This is a genomic window from Hungatella effluvii (assembly GCF_003201875.1).
Lineage (GTDB): Bacteria > Bacillota > Clostridia > Lachnospirales > Lachnospiraceae > Hungatella > Hungatella effluvii.
In genome coordinates this window covers 289,095-310,943 of the sequence record NZ_QJKD01000007.1, presented here as the reverse complement: position 1 = coordinate 310,943, position 21,849 = coordinate 289,095, and the positions used below count along the sequence as shown (strand labels likewise).

The 21,849-nt window shown below is 50.6% G+C and carries 20 protein-coding genes; 5 read left to right on the top strand and 15 right to left on the bottom strand.

The features are described 5' to 3' along the window. Positions 1-9 precede the first annotated feature (9 nt). From DFR60_RS15540 to DFR60_RS15510, 7 genes are all read right to left on the bottom strand, one after another. The gene (locus tag DFR60_RS15540) at positions 10-1,890 is read right to left on the bottom strand and encodes a DUF5702 domain-containing protein (RefSeq protein WP_110323701.1); all 1,881 of its coding nucleotides are present in this window, start codon (positions 1,888-1,890) and stop codon (positions 10-12) included. Position 1,891: 1 nt separating this feature from the next. Further along, on the bottom strand, positions 1,892-2,074 hold the full coding sequence (locus tag DFR60_RS15535; RefSeq protein ID WP_002605686.1) for a Flp1 family type IVb pilin: 183 nt from the start codon (positions 2,072-2,074) through the stop codon (positions 1,892-1,894). Positions 2,075-2,091: 17 nt separating this feature from the next. Next, complete coding sequence (locus tag DFR60_RS15530) at positions 2,092-3,327, bottom strand: immunoglobulin-like domain-containing protein (RefSeq protein WP_110323700.1); 1,236 nt, start codon at positions 3,325-3,327, stop codon at positions 2,092-2,094. Positions 3,328-3,329: 2 nt separating this feature from the next. After that, positions 3,330-4,067 (bottom strand): type II secretion system F family protein, encoded by a 738-nt coding sequence (locus DFR60_RS15525; RefSeq protein ID WP_110323699.1) that lies wholly within the window; start codon positions 4,065-4,067, stop codon positions 3,330-3,332. Then, positions 4,057-5,241, bottom strand: coding sequence for a TadA family conjugal transfer-associated ATPase (locus DFR60_RS15520; RefSeq protein WP_110323698.1), 1,185 nt, complete (start codon positions 5,239-5,241; stop codon positions 4,057-4,059). The genes DFR60_RS15525 and DFR60_RS15520 overlap by 11 nt, the downstream gene beginning before the upstream one ends. A 106-nt stretch (positions 5,242-5,347) precedes the next feature. After that, a complete protein-coding gene (locus DFR60_RS15515; RefSeq protein ID WP_110323739.1) occupies positions 5,348-6,331 on the bottom strand; it encodes a P-loop NTPase family protein in 984 nt (327 codons plus the stop codon). A 25-nt stretch (positions 6,332-6,356) separates the two neighbouring features. Further along, positions 6,357-6,881 carry a prepilin peptidase gene (locus DFR60_RS15510; protein ID WP_110323697.1) on the bottom strand — a complete coding sequence of 175 codons (525 nt, stop codon included), beginning with the start codon at positions 6,879-6,881 and terminating at the stop codon, positions 6,357-6,359. A gap of 358 nt (positions 6,882-7,239) precedes the next feature. On the opposite strand from DFR60_RS15510, the gene DFR60_RS15500 reads away from it, so the two are divergent. The 5 genes from DFR60_RS15500 (at position 7,240) to DFR60_RS15480 (ending at position 12,121) form a co-directional block, all read left to right on the top strand. Then, positions 7,240-7,656, top strand: a complete 417-nt coding sequence (locus DFR60_RS15500; RefSeq protein WP_110323695.1) for an ArsR/SmtB family transcription factor — start codon at positions 7,240-7,242, stop codon at positions 7,654-7,656. A 76-nt stretch (positions 7,657-7,732) separates the two neighbouring features. Then, entirely contained in the window at positions 7,733-7,951 is a 219-nt protein-coding gene (locus DFR60_RS15495; RefSeq protein WP_110323694.1) for a YaaL family protein, read from the top strand. Between the two features lie 24 nt (positions 7,952-7,975). Next, the gene (locus DFR60_RS15490; protein ID WP_110323693.1) at positions 7,976-9,310 is read left to right on the top strand and encodes an alpha-amylase family glycosyl hydrolase; all 1,335 of its coding nucleotides are present in this window, start codon (positions 7,976-7,978) and stop codon (positions 9,308-9,310) included. Between the two features lie 4 nt (positions 9,311-9,314). Further along, positions 9,315-11,225: a 1,4-alpha-glucan branching protein GlgB gene (gene glgB, locus DFR60_RS15485; RefSeq protein ID WP_110323692.1), complete on the top strand. Its 1,911-nt coding sequence runs from the start codon at positions 9,315-9,317 to the stop codon at positions 11,223-11,225. Positions 11,226-11,371: 146 nt separating this feature from the next. Beyond that, positions 11,372-12,121, top strand: a complete 750-nt coding sequence (locus DFR60_RS15480; RefSeq protein WP_002605696.1) for a phosphotransferase family protein — start codon at positions 11,372-11,374, stop codon at positions 12,119-12,121. Positions 12,122-12,289: 168 nt separating this feature from the next. Here the strand turns inward: DFR60_RS15480 and DFR60_RS15475 are convergent, their stop codons facing one another. The 8 genes from DFR60_RS15475 to DFR60_RS15440 form a co-directional block, all read right to left on the bottom strand. Continuing rightward, positions 12,290-13,198, bottom strand: a complete 909-nt coding sequence (locus tag DFR60_RS15475; protein ID WP_243005088.1) for an AlbA family DNA-binding domain-containing protein — start codon at positions 13,196-13,198, stop codon at positions 12,290-12,292. A gap of 256 nt (positions 13,199-13,454) precedes the next feature. Continuing rightward, positions 13,455-15,713 carry an alpha-galactosidase gene (locus tag DFR60_RS15470; RefSeq protein WP_110323691.1) on the bottom strand — a complete coding sequence of 753 codons (2,259 nt, stop codon included), beginning with the start codon at positions 15,711-15,713 and terminating at the stop codon, positions 13,455-13,457. 30 nt (positions 15,714-15,743) lie between these two features. Continuing rightward, on the bottom strand, positions 15,744-16,928 hold the full coding sequence (locus DFR60_RS15465) for a trans-sulfuration enzyme family protein (protein WP_110323690.1): 1,185 nt from the start codon (positions 16,926-16,928) through the stop codon (positions 15,744-15,746). A 103-nt stretch (positions 16,929-17,031) separates the two neighbouring features. Then, entirely contained in the window at positions 17,032-17,715 is a 684-nt protein-coding gene (locus tag DFR60_RS15460; RefSeq protein WP_110323689.1) for a FadR/GntR family transcriptional regulator, read from the bottom strand. Between the two features lie 122 nt (positions 17,716-17,837). Continuing rightward, the gene (locus DFR60_RS15455) at positions 17,838-18,818 is read right to left on the bottom strand and encodes an ABC transporter ATP-binding protein (RefSeq protein ID WP_110323688.1); all 981 of its coding nucleotides are present in this window, start codon (positions 18,816-18,818) and stop codon (positions 17,838-17,840) included. Then, positions 18,815-19,843: an ABC transporter ATP-binding protein gene (locus DFR60_RS15450; RefSeq protein ID WP_002605702.1), complete on the bottom strand. Its 1,029-nt coding sequence runs from the start codon at positions 19,841-19,843 to the stop codon at positions 18,815-18,817. The genes DFR60_RS15455 and DFR60_RS15450 overlap by 4 nt, the downstream gene beginning before the upstream one ends. A gap of 39 nt (positions 19,844-19,882) precedes the next feature. Next, entirely contained in the window at positions 19,883-20,815 is a 933-nt protein-coding gene (locus DFR60_RS15445; RefSeq protein ID WP_110323687.1) for an ABC transporter permease, read from the bottom strand. A gap of 11 nt (positions 20,816-20,826) precedes the next feature. Next, positions 20,827-21,780, bottom strand: a complete 954-nt coding sequence (locus DFR60_RS15440; protein ID WP_022031703.1) for an ABC transporter permease — start codon at positions 21,778-21,780, stop codon at positions 20,827-20,829. Positions 21,781-21,849: the final 69 nt, after the last annotated feature.

Genomic DNA, 21,849 nt, shown 5'->3' with positions numbered 1-21,849 from the left:
CCTCCTGTTCTAATATGCTTTGTCTGTATGCACTTCCATGGTATAGCGTGGATCCCCACCCAGCCAAAACAGATGCTTTCCAGTACCAGTGCCAACAATCTTGGCCTGATATGCGCACCGTTCCATGGTAAAATCCGGCTGTTTTCTGGAGAGATTTATCTGGACTACATCCATCACCCGATAATACAGACGCTCTGCCGGTTCTATAAACAGCAGCATCTTCAAGTAATCCTCATAGCGCTTTCCCACCCCCGTCTCCTGTCCTGCTTCCACTTTTCCCTGTTCTCCCAGGGTCAGAAGTCCGTCTAAATTCAGTTTCCACGTCTCTCTCGTCTTTATAAGCGGAACTCTGTCTCCGGCCAGAAGAGCCTTTAGATCTGCCGCCGCTTCCCCCAGAGCCCATACTGTCATAACAAAGAACGCTACAATCCCTGTAAGCGGTGCGGTCCCGGTAATACCGGTAATTGCCGCGGCCAGCGCACGCGCCTCCTCTCTCTTCTGGCTGTCTGACAAGATATGAATAAGATTAAGTCCTTCCCGCACTGCCAGAACTCTCGCCGCAGCGAATTTCAGATTTTCTTCATCTGTTGATTTGCCTCCCAGCACATATTCCTGCTCATAACGCACCTCCTTCTGGTCAGCCGACAAAAAACAGGTGAAAAATCTGCCTATATATTCATCTGTCAATATGCGTTCCAGAAAATTATCTTTCAAAATGTCTTCTGTATGCATTGCCGATGGAAGTCCCCTTGTCTGAATCACACCTTTAGAAACCTCCTGTCCTTCAGGAAGGACTAACATCAACAGATCCAGTCCCGCCATCTGCTGAATCTGTTCCAGAAGATTCTGCTTTTCCGGTTCCTTCAGCCCCGCCCGAAAGGAGAGCTCCGGTATCTTCACCCTATCCCAGACAGCCTCAACAGATCCCCATAATGCATCCTCATCCGGTTCATCTCCCTCGTCCTCGTCGTCCCAATCATCAATAATCTCTTCGACCTCATAAGACTGCTCCACCGCACGGTCAATCAGCGCCGTATTTCCTTCTGTCCCAGGGAGCATGGCTTCTATCTCCCTCCGCTTTTCTCCGTTCTCAGAAATGTATGACTCATAGCTGGCCAGTTCCTCCTCCATGGCGCTCCGTATACCTTCGCTTAAATCATCCCTCTGCTGCTCTGTGTCCGCCTTCGTTTCCTCCAGATGTGCAGCCAGTTCGTCAGCTTTCTTTGCGTAGGTCTTTATCAGCCCCGGAAGGCGCTCCGCCTCTTTTTTTAACTGCTTTGCGGCGGTCCGAAAACCGGATCCATCCCAGCCGGCCAGTCTGGCGGCGGCCTTTTTATGATGCTCTTCCTGGCTTTCCAGCGATTTCCATATGGCTTCAAGCGCACGCTCCATGCGTGCCGCCTCCCTCGCGTGGCCGCTGTACGCCTCTGAAACGGTCTGCAGGGATTCCGCCTCTTTCAGTTCCTTCCATAAAGTTTCCGCTTCGGATTCTTCCGCCACAGTATCCCAGATTCCATACCGCATGTAATCCTGTATCTCCTGCTTAAGATTGGCTCCGTGCTCGTCGGTAATACGGGAAATTTCTTTGACCGAGGCGGACTGAATGACAGCCGGATACCAGCCATGGGTTTCCATATAAGGCTCCATATGCTTCAGCCACGTACTGCCTGGCTCGTCCTCATCTTCGTATTCCAGCAGGAAAAGCCGGTACTGCTCCCATGCCGCCCGGTGATAGCCGCTGAATACAGAATCCATGGCGGAATCTGCTGCCATCTTCAGATACCAGCCTGCCCCTGCGGTCCTGGCGGACTCGACGAGCCCGCACACCAGACTGCAGACACACAGCATAACCAGGCTTAAGAATACGGTTATCTGCCCGCTTTTGCGCATATTAATATACCTCTTTCGACTGACTGTTGATTTCCTTGAATACATTGTTCAGCAGGGTTGTAATCTGTTTCTTAAAGATGATTACAAGACCGATCAGCACCACCAGAATCAATACAATCTCAATTACTCCCACGCCATCCTCTTCCTTCAAAAATGCAGCCAGTTCTTTCTTTATCCTTTCCATACCATTCACCTCCCTTCTCAGTAAAAAGCCAGGAACGCAGGCACTACCATCATGACCATGACAACTCCAAGCATTAGAAACAGCGGCAGCAGCAGCTTTGTTCCGGCCTCTTCTCCCAGTTTTTTCGCCAGGTTTTTCCGCTGTTCGAACGCTGTCACCATCTCCAGCTCCAACGCGGCTTTAAGATTCTTACTGCCGGTTTTCCGGTTCTGTTCCAGCAGTGCCGCCAGCTTAACGTAGGGCTGCAGACCGCACCTTCGCCCAAATTCACCGTATGCCCTGCCCTCGGCCATTCCGCTCTTTAACTGGGAAATCGTATGACACATCTCTTCATAGGCAGGCCTCGGCTTCCGTGTTCCTCCCTGGACTGTGTTTTCATATCCCACGGCAATCCGTTCCCAGGCAGTCCGTATCGTCATCCCCGCGCTGATAAATACCATGAATTTTGATACAATTTCAGAATAGTCCAGAAGCAAAAGCTGCTCCCGCTGTTTTTTTGCATTCTGCTCATTCATTTTCTCCCGCGCCGCCCACAAAAAGGCAAGAAGAACTCCTAAAAAAGGGATCACCGTGTAGTCTGTATCACGCTCCCGGTAATAGCTCAGCTTTTTTCCGTCCACTTCCTCCGGAAGAAGAAGCTCTTTCTCTGTCTTCTGCCTGGTATCCAGGCGGCGGCACGCTTCCATGATCTTTTCCTTAAGCTGCTCATCCCCATTTAAGACCGGCGGCATCACGGTCACCTGTATGTCGTATTCCTGCGTATGGACTCCATCCGTTAAGACTGCTTTTAACCAAACCGTCTCCCCTTCCTCCGAAACGCCGCTGTTTACCACGGTACCAAAGGAGTCCACCAGTTCTGCGTTCTCGGATTCCCATCGTACCGTTAAGCCGTAGGGCTCCAACACCCGCACTAAATCCAAATCACCGCGAACCGCCTCCAGTGATTCGTTTCCGCCCAGAATCCGGTCGGTCAGTTCCGGGAGTACCGTATCATACAGTGTTTTGGCTTCCTCGTCTGAATACTGCCGGTCTCTCACCGGTATCGTAACCGGTATTTCCCGCCCTCCCTCCCCCAACTCCCGAACCATAACCTCATACAGGAGTTCCCCTTCTCCGTGGGACGCCCGCTCCAAGGAAGCTACGGGCACCCATTTGCCTCCCTGAAAAATCAGTAATACTGCATACAGTATGATTCCGGCCGCGGCACAGACCACAGAAAACTTTGGAACCGGAAATTTTACGGATTTCCCCATTGCTACACCTCGATTCTCAGAATTTTACCCGCTAAAGCATACGCTGCCGCGTAAAGCACCAGGCACCCCGTCATGATCCCTCTGCCTGCACCGGTCTGATACATCATATCGAAGAATCCAGGTGAGCTGACATCGACGTACAGCACCAGGAAAAAAGGAATCAGATTCATAATCTTCTGTTCAAATTGTTTGGCCGCCGTCATTGTTGCGATCTCTTCCTGAATCTGTATCTTGTCACGAATCACGCCCGAAGTGTGGTTAATAATCGAGACCAGTTCTCCCCCACTTCGTTTTGCCGCGGCAAATACCTCGGCGAAATTCCTTACATCGTCCAGTCCGCTTCTGTCGCCAAATTCCCTCAACACCTGCTCAACCGGGCGGTTCATGCGAATCTGTCCCTCCATATGGCTGAATTCCAAAGTCATCATACCGGAAGGTCCATACATGACCACCAGTTCCTTCACACTGGCTGAAAATGCATTCTCTACCGAGTATCCGGCGCTCAGAAAGGAAGATAGAATCAGAATCCCTTCTTTAAATTCCAGATTAAGCTTTTTCAAACGCTGTTCTTTTAGATCTCGCTTCTTGATCAGGGGATAACACAGTCCGAACGGACTCAATAGAATAAATACCGCCAGACTCCGGTAAAATACATAGGACACGGCCGCCGCAAAACCGGCTCCTGCCGCGGCATATTGGAACCACTCTCCGGCGGACAGCCGGTACCTGTCATAACACAACACCTGCTGCCCGCAGTTTTTCCGTGTGCTTAAGTGCTCCGGTTTTCTTAAGGCATCCGGAGACAACTGCGTCCGGACCTTTTCGTTCCTCCGTCTTTTCCTCAAACTCATACAGGGAATGAAGCCTGATTTCCCCTTCTTCATAGCAATCCACCTCCACAATTGAAAGCACCCGTCTGCTCCTGTCTCTCAGTCTTCCCAAATGCACAAGAATATCAAGAGCCGAGGCCAGCTGACTGCGGATCGCCGGCAGAGGCAGTTCGGCCCCCATTAACATCATCGTCTCCAGCCTGGACAGCATATCCTTCGGGCTGTTGCCGTGTCCAGTGCTCAAGCTGCCGTCATGCCCCGTATTCATAGCCATAACCATGTCCAGTGCCTCCTTTCCCCGGACCTCCCCCACAATGATTCTGTCCGGATTCATACGGAGCGCCGCGCGAATCAGATCTGCGATCGTGACGGCGCCCTCACCCTCTGCGTTTGGCCCTCTGGCCTCCAGTCTTACCAGATTCGGAACGGCACGGATCTGCAGTTCCGCGGAATCTTCAACCGTAACCAATCGTTCTTCTGCCGGAATGCAGGCGGTAAGCGCATTTAAAAACGTGCTTTTCCCGGAATTCGTTCCTCCACTGATAAAAATGTTATACCCCGCCGTCACCAGTTTCTTTAAAAATACAGCCGCCTCCTCGCTGACCGAGCCAAACCTGATTAATTTCTCCATCGTAATCGGCTCCGGAAACTTTCTGATCGTCACAGCAGGACCATCTAATGCAATGGGCGGCAGGACGATGTGCACACGGGATCCATCCGGCAGTCTGGCATCCGCTACCGGCCGTGAGACATTCACGGTCCGGTTAACCCGGCTGACAATCTGCTGAATCATATCCTCCAGCTGCTCCGTGCTCTCAAAGCCTTTGCTCCACACCTCCACACGCCCCTTCCGTTCGACGAAGATATGATCTGGTCCGTTCACCATAATCTCCGTCACCTCACGGTCATCCACCAGCTCCTGCAGCACTCCCAGCCTGCGGAAGGAATCAAACAGGCTGCTGCGCAGGTCCACCCGCTCTTTTAATGGCAGGTATCTGGCCTGCCCGTATTCCAGAATCCGTTCGTCGATCAGCTCATACAGTTCTTCGTCGCTGGTATGGTTCTGTCCCTCCAGAACCGTCATCAGTTCCTGCCGCAGTTCCTTTCATAATTCCTGATCCATCGCTTATGCCCCCTGTCACCTGACTGCCGTTTTCTCTCGTTCTTTTCCTGTTGTTCCGTTACTACGATTACCTCCCCTTCAACAGCTGCCTCGTATAATCCCCTAGCTCTCCCCACAGCAGCTGCTCCAGATAGCTTTCCTTTCTTCCAAAACTGCTGTGATAAGGAAGCTTAATCTTTTGAATCCGCTCTTTAAGCGCCTCATGCCCCGAACGTACTAAGTACTCTTCGAATTCCTCCACCTTTGCCACAGACATGCAGTCATCCTTCACCGGCATAAAGACCGTACTGCATACTTCCAGCACGGAAGCGGCCTTTTTCCCAAACTGTCCTAAATCCACCACCACGATATCGTAGGCGCTCTCCTTTGCAATCCGCGTCAGCAGATCTGCCATATCCTCGGCCGTAATCTGGCACAAATCCTCCGGATACCGCACCGGCGGTATGTAATCCAAATCCCCCCAGGAGTAGATAACCGAGCTCAGCCGTACCCAGCTGTAATTTCCCTGTCCGTAAAAATACAGCAGGTCGGACAAATCCGCCTTGTGCTCTTCCCCAAACAGCTTTTCCAGTCCGGAGCAGTCTTCTAAGTTTACATAAAGCACCCGTGATTTTCTGGACAGAAGCTGGCCCGCAGTCAGCGCAAAAGAGGTCTTTAAGCAGCGGTTGACAGGGGAGTACACACCGATGATATCACCAACATTCCCAATCGCGGTAAGCGCAGGCTGAATCGTCCCCACACAGTAACATGCCATTACCTCCCGCATGATATTGTCGGTGGCCTGATACTTATAGACGCTCGGATATTGCCCATCGACCGGCACCGTCTCCCCGTCAGCCAGCGTCACCACCCTGGCCGCTCCCAGGCGGTCAATCTCCTCCTTAGGCACAGTACTGTTAATCAGCAGCAATTCAATCTCATGCTCCATGGCATAATTTTTAAGCCTTTCCAGCGTCGTAAACGCCATGACGGTAAAAGGCACCTTCTCCTTCTGGTTTACAAAATCTGCAAACCGGTCGGCATAAAACGGGTCTACGTCGTAGACCGCCATAATCCTGTTTGTCACACCTTTGCTCCTATCCCGGTATCATGATGAAAGCCATGGTCCCAAAGAGCAGACAGACTCCCAGCGGGATTACCGCCTCCGCCCCGTCCCTGGCAAAATCATAATAAACCGTTATTTTTTTTGTATGGTAAATGCGCCTGATATAGGCTGTGAGATGGCTAAAGCGCTCATGAAAGCTGCCTTTCACCATCATCTTCAGAAAAGACCAGAAGGCCCCCATAAGAAATCCCAGGCCGATCGCCGCGGCTCCGGCGGCAAGGCCTGAGTAGCCGCAGATCAGCGCGGCCAGCTTGACATCTCCCGCTCCGATCATGCGGCAGAAAAACAGTGGAAAAAACAGTGCTGTCACCACCAGCATACGCGCCAGAAACAGCCCGCCCTCTTTTAAATAAACCGCCGTCTCCGGAGGCACTCCAGATTCCACCATGGCAAGAAGTATCCCACAGACCATGGAAATGGCTACCCACCAGTTGGGAATCCGGTGCTCCCGCACATCGTAATAGGCGCCAGCGGCCAGCACCAACAGCAAAATCAAATTTTGAGCGATAAAATCCCCCTCTTTCTCTCTTTATATTTTATCAAAACTGGGAATTGTGCCGGAATATCGGCGCTGCTGTCATAAAAAGAATTCTATGACCCTGTGAATCATATCTGCCCTCCGAATGGGGGTAAGAATGTTTCTTAATTATGCACAATCCGAAGCTAAAAGTCAACCTGTTTTCCACAAATATACTGTATACATTTATTTGCTTTACATAACTGCGAAGCCTTGATAGAATGGACTTTTTTTCCATCTCACCCCCCGGCTTTTTCCACTTCATTTTGTTGACGTTCTCTCCCTAAAATGGTAAAATACAATTAGTTTATTTTTTTAAACCAAAGGAGGAGTTTACATGTTGGAAGCCGGCGATTTTAACAAGCTTTTCCGCGACTGCATGCCGCTGTTTATTGCTCTTGGCGACGAGGTCCGACTTTCCATCATCGGGGTGCTTGCCAGCACCGGTCTCTATGATGACCATGAGACGAACATCGCCGCTTTGCTGGAGGGATACCGGCCTGACAGAGCCCACGGCATGAATGTAAAGGAGATTACGGAGCAGACTAATTTATCGCGCCCTGCCATTTCCCATCATTTAAAGATTTTAAAAGACGCCGGGCTGGTGAATGTTCGCCGGGAAGGCACTTCCAACTACTATTATCTGACGATCGCAGACAGTACAAAGGAACTCCGCAGACTGGGGACTTATCTTCAGGAACTGCTTTCTTCTGCCAAAGAGCAGCCTTCGCCAATGAATACAGGCAATTTATGAATATTTTGGTATTTTCCAGATATACTATTTTCTATAGTAGAACTGTTGACTTATTTTAATCTGGAGATGAAATACGATGAAAAGCATGATATTCAGAAAACGGCTGGTCCGTTCCGAGGAAGAAAAAAATTTACGCCGGGAGATCGAGCGTTCCAAAACAGCCATCGATTCGGCAAGAAACCATTTTGAACAGGTAGTCGATCCCACGTTGATCGACTGCTATATCTATGAACTAAACGCGGCACAGCTGCGTTATCAGTTCCTTCTGCGCCGCTTCAAGAGCCGGGAGGTATAAACTTTATCACTGGAGGATAAGTATATGAGCAAGTGGTATGAAAAAGGGGTATTTTATCATATGTATCCCTTAGGGTTAACGGGGGCGCCGAAAGAGAATTCCGGAGCCGACGTTACAGACCGTTTTGAGGAAATGGATCAATGGATTCCTCATATCCGGTCACTTGGCTGTAACGCCATTTACATCGGGCCACTGTTTGAGTCCTCCTCACACGGGTATGACACGCGGGACTACCGCACGGTAGACCGCCGTCTGGGAACCAATGAAAGCTTCAAAAACTTCGTTTCCCTGTGTCATGAATCGGACATCAAAGTGGTGGTTGACGGAGTTTTCAACCACACAGGCCGGGAGTTCTTCGCATTTCTGGACATTGCTGCAAACCGGGAGAGTTCTCCTTACCGTGACTGGTATAAGGGCGTGAACTTCGGCTGGAACAGTCCGCTGGGAGATTCCTTTGGCTATGAGGCCTGGCAGGGTCATTACGAACTGCCCTGTCTGAATCTGTGGAATCCCGATGTAAAACAGTATTTATTTGATACGATCCGGTTCTGGGTCGATACCTTCGATATCGACGGAATCCGCCTTGACTGTGCCAACGTGCTTGACTTTGGCTTCATGAAGGAGCTAAGGAGCCAGACCTCCGCCATGAAGGATGATTTCTGGCTGATGGGCGAGGTGATTCACGGCGATTACAGCAGATGGGTGAATGATGAGATGCTTCATTCCGTCACCAATTATGAGCTGCACAAAAGCATTTATTCCGGACACAACGACCACAATTACTTCGAAATAGCCCATAATGTCAGGCGTCTCGAGGCCATCGGCGGCAGGCTCTACACCTTTGTAGATAACCACGACGAGGACCGGATCGCCAGCAAACTAAACGATCCGGAGCATCTATATCCCGTCTACACACTCCTGTTCACACTTCCCGGAATTCCTTCCATCTATTATGGAGGAGAATGGGGGATTGAAGGCAGGCGGACAAAGACGAGCGATGATGCGCTCCGGCCTCGCATCACCATCGCAGACGAGGAAAAACTTCACTGCGGCCTGACAGATCTTATTGCCAGACTGGGAACCATTCATGATGAGAATCCTGAATTCCACGGGGGACGGTATCAGGAGCTCCTTCTCACCAACAGGCAGTACGCATTTGCACGGTTCCATCAGGGACATGCCGTCATTACTGCGGTAAACAACGACGGAGCCGATGTATCCGTCGCCATACCATGCCCGGTAAGCGGCACCACAGCGGTAAATCTTCTCGACGGGGAGGAATATCCCGTTACAGATCAGAAAATCACGGTAACTCTGCCGGCAAACCGGGGGGTTATTCTAAAGATTACGGAGGGCTAAACTTATGGCAGGAAGCAAAAAGGAAATTGGGACAGGATTTATCACGGAAGTGGACCGTTATCTCTTCAACAACGGCAGACATTATGAGATCTTCGAGAAAATGGGCGCGCATCCAAAAAAATATAAGGGCAAAAACGGCATGTATTTTGCCGTCTGGGCGCCTCACGCGGAGCAGATCGGTGTCGTCGGCGACTTTAACAGCTGGGACCCGGAGGCAAATGCGATGAAACCTCTGGCGGATTCAGGCATCTGGGAGGCATTTGTCCCCGGCATCGCTGCAGGAGAGCTATACAAATACGCCATCACAACAAAGAGCGGCAAAATTTTATTCAAGGCAGATCCCTATGCATTCAGCGCGGAATACCGCCCCGGCACCGCTTCCGTTACCGCCGATCTCTCGGACTTCCAGTGGGGAGACGACGCCTGGATGGATAAACGCGGAAGTACCGATCCTATGAATGCTCCGATGAGCATTTACGAGGTTCACCTCGGATCCTGGCGCAGGAAAAACAGACCGGAAAAAGACGGCTGCTATACATATGTGGAAGCTGCGAGGGAGTTGGCCGATTATGTGACCGACATGGGATACACCCACGTGGAGTTAATGGGAATCGCCGAGCATCCCTACGACGGCTCCTGGGGGTATCAGGTCACCGGCTATTTCGCACCGACCTCCCGCTACGGAACGCCTCAGGAATTCATGTACTTTATCAATTACCTGCACAAAAAAGGAATCGGTGTCATCCTGGACTGGGTTCCGGCCCATTTCCCGCGGGATGCGCACGGCCTCTCTGAATTTGACGGAGAGGCGCTCTATGAATACGCTGATCCCAGAAAAGGGGAGCACCCGGACTGGGGAACCAAGGTATTTGATTACAGCAAGTATGAGGTAGACAATTTCCTCATTGCCAACGCCATTTACTGGGTAGAAAAATACCACGTGGACGGACTTCGTGTGGATGCCGTCGCCTCCATGCTCTATCTGGATTACGGCCGGGAGAACGGCAACTGGATTCCCAACCGTTACGGCAGCAATGAAAACCTGGAAGCCATTGAATTTTTCAAGCATTTAAACAGTGTTATGGCAGACCGCGGAAACGGCGCCATCGTCATCGCGGAAGAGTCCACCGCATGGCCGAAGGTCACCGAAAAACCGGAGGATGAAGGCCTTGGCTTTACCTTTAAGTGGAATATGGGATGGATGCACGATTTCCTGGAGTACATGAAGCTGGACCCGTATTTCCGCAAATACAACCATCACAAGATGACGTTCGGACTCACCTATTTTACCAGTGAAAAATATATCCTGGTGCTGTCCCATGACGAGGTCGTCCATCTGAAGTGCTCCATGATCAACAAGATGCCGGGCCTTTTAGAGGATAAGTTTGCCAACTTAAAAGCGGGCTACACCTTTATGCTGGGACACCCGGGCAAGAAGCTGCTCTTTATGGGGCAGGATTTCGGTCAGTTTCACGAGTGGGATGAAAAGGTGGCGCTGGACTGGTACCTGGCCGACGAGCCGCAGAATGCCGGCTTACAGAGCTATGTGAAGGATTTACTGCAGCTCTACCGCAAATACCCGGCACTCTACGAACTGGATTACGACTGGGATGGTTTCCAGTGGATCAATGCCAACGACGGAGACCGCAGCATCTTCAGTTTCATCCGTTACAGCCGCGACCACAAACGGAGCCTCTTATTTGTCATCAATTTCACTCCGGTAGAACGGCCTGACTACCGTGTGGGCGTGCCGAAGCGCGGAACCTATACCCTGGTGCTGGATAACAGCCACGGCCTCTACAAACGGGGCGACAAGGCCCCTGCGTTCCGTTCCGTGAAAAAGGAGTGCGACGGCCAGGATTATTCCATCGCATATTCGCTTCCCGCATACGGAACCGCAGTTTTTCGTTTTTGATCATATTTTTAGTTTTATGTAAATTGTGTGCAAAATATTCAGAACTTTTTACCGGAATATCTGTACTTTTTATGGAATTTGTAGTAAAATAAAAGAACCAAAACTACTACATAGTTTAGACTCAAGGATGGAAGGAGAGGTTATATATGGCAGCAGAATTGATTGCAACAACAGCAACAAAAAAAGTATATCGTGACGGAGACAAGGCGATTAAGGTTTTCAACGCAGATTTCCCGAAGGCGGAAGTATTAAATGAAGCGCTGATTACCGCGCGTGTAGAAGAAACCGGCGGAATTGACGTACCAAAGGTATTGGAAGTCGGTGTATTTGAAGGTAAGTGGTCCATTACGTTTGACTTCATTGAAGGCAAAACCCTCCAGCAGCTTATGGACGAGAACCCTGACAAGCTTGCAGAGTACATGGAACAGATGGTTGATCTTCATCTGAATATTCTTTCCAAACACTGTCCTCTGTTAAACAAGCTGAAGGATAAGATGTCCAGACAGATTCTTGAGATCGATGAATTAAGTGATATCACACGCTATGACATGCGCACCAAGCTGGACAGCATGCCAAAGCATACCAAGTTATGCCACGGTGATTTTAACCCGACCAATATCGTCGTAAGAGAAGACGGCTCCATGTGTGTTCTCGACTGGGTACATGCGACTCAGGGTAACGCCAGTGCAGATGTTGCCAGAACCTACCTTCTGTTCTGCTTACAGGATCAGAAAAAAGCGGATATGTACATGGATATCTTCTGCAAAAAGACCGGTACTGCAAAGAAGTACGTACAGACATGGCTGCCGATCGTAGCTGCGGCCCAGCTGTCAAAGAAACGTCCCGAAGAGGTTGAATTACTTCAGAAATGGGCGAATGTCTGCGATTATCAGTAGAAAGGAACTCCTCCGGGAATACTACCGGAGGAGTTTTTTATTTCACAGATACGTATGCCCTGTTATGTTACTCAATTCTTTGTCAATCGAAGTTTCTGATAGCGGCTTCTTAAATTTTCTGAATCAATATATTCAATTTTATGTTCTCCTATCAATTCACGTATAGCCTTACCGACTGTTTCGGATATCTTCATCACTGATCGTCCTGTCCGGGCCCGGCAAACTGGTAATCTCCATTTTTTCAGGAGTAATCGTTACCGTAATGGGTCCGCCAATCTGATAGGATTTGTGATAGACCGCATTCGATAAAGCCTCCTCCACCGCCGCATAAGGGTAATTATAAATACGTTCTGCTTCGGCGCGGCCAGGAACCTTTGTAACTTTTTCTTTTATAATATAATTTTGGACATAGCTAAGGGCATCACGCAATTGACGGTCAAGCGGCCCGGAAAATACTTTTTCAGTCATACCGATCCCTGTCGGATCAGGCTTATCAACAACTTCAATACGTGCATAAGGAAAAAACTCATCCGGCCGCTCATAAAAAAACATAAGCCCAACGTTTAATGGCTTGCGCAATTCACTCGGACCACCAACCAAACGCATATCTAAGGCAAGTTCCGTAACAGGACGCTTAAGCGAAGTTTCGTACAAATCGCTTCCTACTGCATAAAGATACTCTGCAATCAGACTGGACTTTAAATCTGCTACATTCGCTTTAAAATTAGCGCGATCATCAAAAGGAACATTATTGGCCAAAAGAAACAGTTCTTTTTCTTCCAGATTATTTGCCTTAATTGTATTGGAAAGTTTACGAATATAATACGCTTTATCAGTCCTGACAACCTTTTCTGCCGGGAATGAGGTTGGGCACTTATATGGACGTGATTCTCCGCCCGGCACCCAAAGAACCAAAATATCCGCACCTTCATAAATAGTCTGCTCAACAATCGGAACATATCGCGGCTCAATCAGATTGCACTTTTGCAGTAATTCTTTGTTAATGCGGTCTATGGAATCCGGAGTAAGCCCGCTGACCGGAAGCTTCGGCATGCCATCTTCTTCCTCTACCCCAATAATAATATATCCGCCGCCCCAGTTATCAATGTCGTTAGCAAATGCTCAGATGGAATGTAGAATTGGTTCCGGATTCCAATTCCTTTTATACTCAACCCGTGCATTTTCAACAACTCTGCGGTTGATCAATTCCGTTATATTAATTGGCAAGGCCATGCTGATTCCCCCTTTAATATTCCTTTATGATACCCCTTTATCATACCCTTTTATTATAAGGAGTATGTATGGAAAATTCAAGGTACTATCTGTTCAATTTTTAACTGCCACCGTCGTCTCTCACCTTCAGCACAAACAGCCTCGCAAGATAATCCCCCTGCCGCACTCCCGCCGTCTTAACACCGCTGGCCTGATCCGACAGAATCAGTCCGTAATTCATAAGTTCATCGCCGTAGCATGTGTATGGAAGCTCCGCCATTCCCTGTTCCCGGATCTCATACTCCCCCTCTTCCAGAAGCCCCGAGAGCCTCATCCTGCAAAATCCTGCATTTACCGGCTGCAGTACTCTGAAGTAAGCCGCCAGCGCCTCCCGTTTGTCGGGAGAAACCACGATCCAGCCAGCCTCGCTGCGTTCATTCTCAAAGGGACTGATCAACCGGTAAAAGCTCCCTTCCGCAATCAGCCTGCGGTTTGCCTTCATAAATGCAGTCTGGTTCTTCATCTGTTCAAGTTCCGCCTCACAGATTGCCGTTACGTCCATCTCATATCCAAAGGTACCGAAATACGCACAGACTGCCCGTGTCTCCATCGGGACACTGCGCTGCGTCTGGTGGTTCGGAGCCGCGGAGACGTGACTTCCCATAGAGCTTAAAGGGTAAACGTAAGAAGTTCCGTACTGAATTTTTATACGCTCCACTCCATCCGTGTCGTCCGAAGTCCATGCCTGCGGCGCATAATAGAGCATTCCGGGGTCGAACCGCGCTCCGCCGCTGGCACACGATTCAAACAGAACGTGAGGGAATTTGCGGATCAGCCGCTCATACAGACGATAGACGCCCAGAATCTGCCGGTGCATGACGGTTCCCTGAAAGGCGGCCTCCCTCCCTGAAGACCACGCCTCGGTGATGCTGCGGTTCATATCCCATTTGATATAGCTTAAATGCCCCCGCCCGATGATGTCCTCCATCAATCCGCCGATATAATCGATCACCTCGTCCTTCGAAAAGTCCAGAACCAGCTGGTGCCGGCCGACACAGCGCGGCCTGTCCTCGCTGCCCAGCACCCAATCCGGATGCGCCTCATACAGGCGGCTGTCCCGATTGACCATCTCCGGCTCAAACCAGAGACCAAAGGAAAGCCCCATGGCCCGTATTTTCTCCGACAGCCCTTCAATGCCGTCCGGCAGTTTCTTCCGGTCCGCATACCAGTCCCCAAGCGAGGAAGTGTCATCGTCACGACGGCCAAACCACCCGTCGTCCAGGACGAACAGCTCCACACCGGCCTCCCTGGCCTTTTCCGCCAGGTTGAGAAGCTTCTCTTCCTTAAACTTCATATATGTGGCTTCCCAGTTATTGATTAAGATAGGGCGCTCCCGGTCTCTCCACCAGCCCCTCGCCAGCCTGGTCCGGAACAGCTGGTGGAACACCTGGCTCATTCCGTTTAAGCCCCTGTCAGAATAGACCAGCACCGCCTCCGGGGTCTGGAAGCTCTCCCCTGCTGCCAGCGGCCAGGAAAATCCCTCCGGATGGATACCAACCATGATTCTCGTTGTCCCCATGGTATCAACCTCGGCACTGGCAAGAAAATTACCGCTGTATACAAGGGAGGCCGCGATGACTTCTCCCGCCGTCTCACCCGCATCCGGCCTCAGCAGAGCCAGAAATGGGTTAAACTGATGGCTGCTGTGGCCTCTCATGCTATGGACCGACTGTATCCCCTGGTGCAGCGGATGGAGGTCGGGATAACGCTCCCGCCCCCAGGCGCCGGCCAGATCAAGCATCTTATAGCGGCTGTCCGGCAAATCGAGGCTCAGACTCATGGCCTGCTCCAGCCTGATTCCCTGACAGCCCTCCAGACATTCAAACCGGGCATTTCTGGCAACAACCGGAAAATCACTGTAAATAGTATAACTCAGCACCAGCCGCACGCGGATCAGGCTGTCCTCTAAATACAGCTCCAGAGAACAGGCTTCCCCGTCATCCTCCACATACGTGGCCGGCAGTCCCTCAAGCGGCTTTTTTCCTGCAAAGATGCGGTGCCCTGCATAGGTAAATCCGGTTATCCGGCTTCCATTTCCGCAGGCAATGCGGTAAGCCGGATAACGCATATCCCCAGTTCCATACACCGGATACTCCAGCCGCACATGCTCCCTGGAAAATGTATTATCGCCCTCAAAAGGACACGGCGCCATATCTCTCACCGCATATTCCAGCATATGGCCATAGTCTTCCCTGTCGCGAATCCTTTTTCCATAGTACAGCTGCCCGACAGAGCGGTCAGGCAGAATTTTCATAATATAACTGATATCCCGGTTATAAAGGTGGAACTCTTCCGTTCTCTCGTGAAAAACAATAGCCATATCCTGTAATCCCCCTCTTTCGTCACTCTATCACAGACAGGCCAGCGCATTTTCCAAATCCGCCTTTAATACGTCTGCGCCTTCCAGTCCGCAGTGAATTCTCAGCACATTCTGATCCGCTCCCAGAAACCGGCACGCCTCCTCATCCTGTCTCGCATGCGGCATACAGACAAGACTCTCAAAACCGCCCCAGGAAACACCGATCTTAAACAGCTTAAGCCGCTTTGCCACTTCCTTCGCCTGCTCTGCGCTGCCTTCTATCTCAAAACTCAATAGTCCCGTATTTCCGCTCTGCTGCCGCTTCATCAGCTCATACTGCGGATGGGACAAAAGTCCCGGATAATAGACTTTTCTCACCTTCGAATGGTTCTCTAAGAACGCCGCTATATCCATGGCCGTCGCCTGATGGCGTTCCACACGTACCTCCATCGTCCGCAGACCGCGTATGATCAGCCATGCCTCCATCGGACCGATGATTCCGCCGAAGAGCTCCCTCTGCTGCCTCAGGCGCGCCATGAGCTCCTCGTCCTTCACGGCGAGAACACCTCCGATAATATCGCTGTGTCCTCCCATATACTTGGAGGTGGTGTGCATCACAATATCAGCCCCCAGCTCCAGCGGCTTCTGGTAAATCGGCGTACAGAAGCTGTTGTCAATATAGACGTAAGCGTGGTGTTTCCTCGCTGTCCCGGACACCGCCTGAATGTCCTGAAGGGACAGTACGACAGAAGAAGGGCTCTCCAGAATAATCAGATCCGTCTGATCCGTGACGGCATTTTCAAATTCCTCCGGCTCATCCCCTTTTACATAGGTGACGCTCATATCCAGGTGTTCCCTGCAGTATTCATTGAGAAATGTCTTTAAGGGTCCATACGCGTTCCGGATACAGACTACGTGGCTCTTTGTTTTACAGACAGTGAGAACTGCCGTGGTAGCCGCCGCCATTCCCGAGGCAAACGCCAGCGCGCCGGTCCCGTGCTCCAGAGCCGCTGCCTTGTCCTCCAGAATCCGCACCGTGGGATTCTGTACCCGCCCATAGCAGTATGTATGTTTGTCCGTCTTGTCACTGTCATAATAATCATCAATGGTCTCAAACACATTGAGTGAATTCATAAAAATCGGAGGAACAACGGCATTATAATAATGCTCATATTCCTCCCCATAATGGGCTGTCACCAGCTTATCACTTTTTAAATACTCCGATTGATCTGTCATCTCATATCCCCTTTTCCAATACCTATATGCTATGTGATAGGTCTGCGCAAGGGAGCACGAATTTCCTTCTTTGCCGCCCCCGCAAGCCTTATCCGATATACCATTACCGCTGTTGTCTGATATCTCTGTAAACTGCCTCTAAAAGCTTCTCATTGATGGACTGAGCCTTCCTTACATTCTTTTCACAGATGGCCTCATAAAGTTCCTCATGGAGCGGTATACTCTCCAGAAACGGATCCTCCATATTTAAAGGGAACTCCCAGAACTTCTCCATCACATTGTTTAAGGACAGAATCAGCTGATACATCACCTGGTTATGGCAAAGCCGGTAGATGGTATAGTGGAATTTCTTGTCCTCCGCCGTCTGCTGCAGGCCCCTCCGGTATTTGCTCATCAGAATATCCTTAATTTCTCCCAGCTCCTTTAACTCCTCGTCGGTGATGGTGTGGATCAGCATCCGCAGAATCTCCCGTTCCAGAATCTTACGCACTTCCAGCGCTTCCAGAAGACGTTCCTTTTCCTGTGTGAAATCAATGACCTGTACACCGTCGGCATCCACCAAACCACCCACATAGGCGCCTTTCCCATTCTGAATCTCCAGAATCCCCCTGGCTTCCAGTGTCTTCATAGCCTCCCTCAGGGAAGTCCTGCTGACCCCCATCATGGCCAGCAGGTTCTCCTGCGAGGGAAGTTTGTCCCCCGGATTCAAATCATGTTCTCTGATATAATCCAGAATAAACCGTATGATCTCGGACTGGAGGGAAGTCCTCTTTATCTTATTAACCATCGTGCTCTCTCTCTTAAAAATAATATTTTTTTAACCATATCATAATAAACAGAGACTGTCAATCAACGCCCTTTGCCTAGTACAGCATTGTGTAAGTTTACTGGAACTTATACAACGCTGTACTAGTTCAAAAGATGGCAGGAAACGTAATGTCCCGCCTCGATTTCCCTAAGCTGCGGTGTCACGCTGCGGCATTGTTCCGTGGCGTATTTACACCGTTTCTCGAATCTGCATCCCTCCTTGCAGTTGATCGGACTTCCTACCTCGCCTTCCAGCGGAATCAGTGTCTTCGAGCGCTCAAATTCCGGATCCGGCACGGGAATTGCCGACAGCAGTGCCTTCGTATACGGGTGCTGCGGATTCCGGTACAGCTCCGCGCTGGATGCCAGCTCCACGATATGTCCCATGTACATGACGCCCACCCGGTCGGATATGTGTTTCACCATGGATAAATCATGGGCGATAAAGAGGTACGTCAGCCCCAATTCCTTCTGGAGGCGCACCAGCAAATTGACCACCTGAGCCTGGATCGACACATCCAGAGCCGATATGGGTTCGTCACAGACGATAAACTTCGGGTCCACGGCCAGCGCCCTGGCAATGCCGATTCTCTGACGCTGTCCGCCGGAGAATTCGTGAGGGAAGCGGTTCGCATGCTCCTTGTTGAGACCTACCAGGCTTAACAGCTCATGCACCCGCTCCATCCGCTCCTTACCCGGATATAAATCATGGTTCTTCATTCCCTCCGCCACGATGTCGCCCACCGTCATTCGCGGGTCTAAGGAGGCATAAGGATCCTGGAAGATGATCTGGGCATTCTTTTTAAACCATTTTATCTCTTCCTTCGTCTTTAACTGGCTCACATCTCTTCCGTCGAACTCAATAGTCCCTGAAGTGGCCGGATACAGCTTTACGACTGTTCGTCCGCAGGTCGTCTTGCCGCATCCCGACTCCCCCACCAGCCCCAGGGTCTCCCCTGCACAGATGTCGAAGGATACGTCATCCACTGCCTTTAAAATCCCCTTTTTCCGCACCTGAAAATACTTCTTCAAATGTTCCACATGGACCATGGGTTTCTGATTATCTTTATCCATTCCTGTCATGATTCAAAAACCCTCCTTATATCATCGTAATCGAACGCCTCCCTGGCCATCGGATGATGGAGCCAGCAGGCTGCCTTGTGGGTATCTGACACCTCCGTATATTCCGGCGGCGCCTGACGGCAGATTTCCATGCAGTACTTGCACCTTGTGGCAAAGCCGCAACCCTTCGGCGGCGAGATGAGATCCGGCGGCGTCCCCGGAATTACCTCCAGCTGCGCCTTGTTCTCTACATTCAGCCTGGGAACCGCGTTCAAAAGTGCATTGGTGTACGGGTGCTGCGGCGCATTGAAAATGTCAAAGACATTACCATATTCCACAATACATCCCGCATACATAACCGCGATCGTGTCCGCCATACCGGCCACGACTCCCAAATCGTGAGTAATCATGATAACCGACGTATTGTTTGCTTTCTGTATCTCCTTCAGCAGGCCGATGATCTGCGCCTGAATCGTGACATCCAACGCTGTAGTCGGTTCATCCGCAATCATCAGCTTCGGATTGCAGGCCAGCGCGATGGCGATTACCACTCTTTGACGCATTCCTCCTGAAAATTCATAGGGATATTGATGCACTCTCTCATCCGGATTGGGAATATCCACCTTTTTAAGCAGCTCCACGGCCCTCTGCATGGCTTCCCGTTTTCCCACCTTCTGATGTTCCACGATGCTCTCCATGATCTGCCGCCCGATCTTCATGGTCGGATCCAGAGATGTCATGGGGTCCTGGAAGATCATGGCCGCATCCTTGCCTCTGTAATCCTGCCACTGTTTTTCCGTAAACCTTAAAATATCCGTGCCTTCAAATAAAATGCTGCTCTCTTTCTTTACCTCTCCCGGAGGCGAGGCGATCAGCCCCATAACCGCCTTGGAAGTCACCGTTTTACCGCTTCCGGACTCCCCGACGATTGCCATGGTCTTTCCGGCGTCCAGCGTAAAATCCACGCCCCGGACCGCCTGTACCTCCCCGGCATATGTATGAAATGAAACCTTTAAATTCTTAACCTCAAGTAATGGTTGACTCATAGGTAATGCCTGCCTTTCCTCTATTATTCACAAACAGTGCTACTGGCGCAGTTTCGGATCAAATGCATCCCTGAGTCCATCGCCCAGCAGGTTAAATGCCAGCATGGTCACAGAGATTGCCAGCGCCGGGAAAATCAGCTCATGAGGATAGTAAGACATCTGCTGCTGGCCCAATGCGGCCATAGCGCCCCAGCTTGTCAGCGGCGGCTGGATTCCCATACCTACGAAGCTTAAAAACGCTTCCGCAAAGATAAACGATGGTATGGAGAAAGTCGTATTGATAATAATCAGGCTCAATGTATTGGGAAGCAGGTGCGTTACGATGATCTGTAGCGGAGGCGTTCCCAGCGCCCGTGCCGCCAGAATGTATTCGCTCTCCTTCAGTTCCAGCACCTGTCCTCTCACGATTCGCGCCAGATTCGTCCAGCTTGTAATACACAGCGCGATCAGCAGGGAGGTCATGCCTTTTCCCAGTACCACGGACATGATAATAACCACCACCATGTACGGCACTCCCACCAGGATTTCCACGATTCTCATCATAATATCATCCACAAGACCGCCGCAGTACCCGCTGATGCCGCCATATAAAACGCCGATAACGAGTGACACGATAGCACCCACGATACCAATCGTTAAGGAGATTCTTCCTCCCATCCAGATTCTCGCGAAAATATCCCGCCCCAGATCGTCCAGTCCGAACCAGTGCTGCAAGGAGGGCGTCTGATTCGTAAATTCAATATTCTGCTCGTCAAACGGGTGGGGATAAATATACGGCCCTATGGCGCACATCACCAGAATTAACAGGAGCACCACCAGGCTCACCATCGCTACTTTATTCTGTTTTAATCTTCGGACCGCGTCCTGCCAGTAGGAGATACTGGGGCGCACCACAGACTCTGATTTCTGTTCATCCACCCCGACACGCCGGAATAGATCCTTTGATACTGTCATTTCATTTCCCTGTTCCATGGCTCTCCTCCTTACTTTCCTTCAATGATGCCCTTACGGACTCTCGGGTCTACGATTGCATATAAAATATCCATCACAACAATCGAAAGAATGAAGATGAAGGAAAAGAATATGGTCGTAGCCAGAACCATCGGGTAATCACGGCCATTGACGCTGTCCACGTAGTAACGGCCCAGACCCGGTATGGAGAAAATTCTCTCGATCACGAAGGACCCTGTCACGATTCCCGCCACCTGCGGCGCCACGATCGAGATAATCGGAGTGATGCTGTTGCGGAGCACGTGGCGTGTAATGATTTTCCAGTTGGACAGCCCCTTGGCCTTGGCCAGCAGGATATAGTCAGAGCTCAGCACATCCAGCACCGAGGACCGCATAAACCGCGAATACGTAGCCAGGCCGCCGATCGATGCCGCCAGCGTCGGCAGCGCCGTATAACGGAAAATGTCGGGAATCTTCATCCCCGGAGACACCCAGCCGACAATCGGAAAATAATCTCCGCCGCCGTATTTCTGGAGCAAAGCGGCAAAAACGAAGCTTGGGATGGATACCCCCACGATCGCGATAAATATCGTAATGAAATCAATCCACGTCCCCCGGTGAAAGGCCGCCAGAATTCCCAGAAGCAGACCGAGAACCAGTCCTAACACCACGGCCTGAATCCCCAGCCTTGCAGAAGCCGGAAAACGGTCCTTAATAATCTGATTCGCAGTAAGGCCCGGAGTCTTATAAGACTCTCCCAGTTCTCCGTGAAGAAGATTCTTCAAATAAATAACATACCGTTCCCCTATCGGCTTATCCAGCCCCCAGCGGGCCTTTAGGTTCTCCACCACAGCCTCGGGAAGCACCTTGGTGTCCGCCTGCATCGGATCGCCTGGTATGACGCTGACCAGGAAGAAGGTTATTGTCAGAATTACCCAGAGTGTAACAATCATATAACCTATCTTCTTCAAAATATACTTTACCATCTTGAACCTCCCATCCTGTTTCTGACTCATGCGTTTCGTCGTAACCCATCTGTCGTAATCCCTTTATTC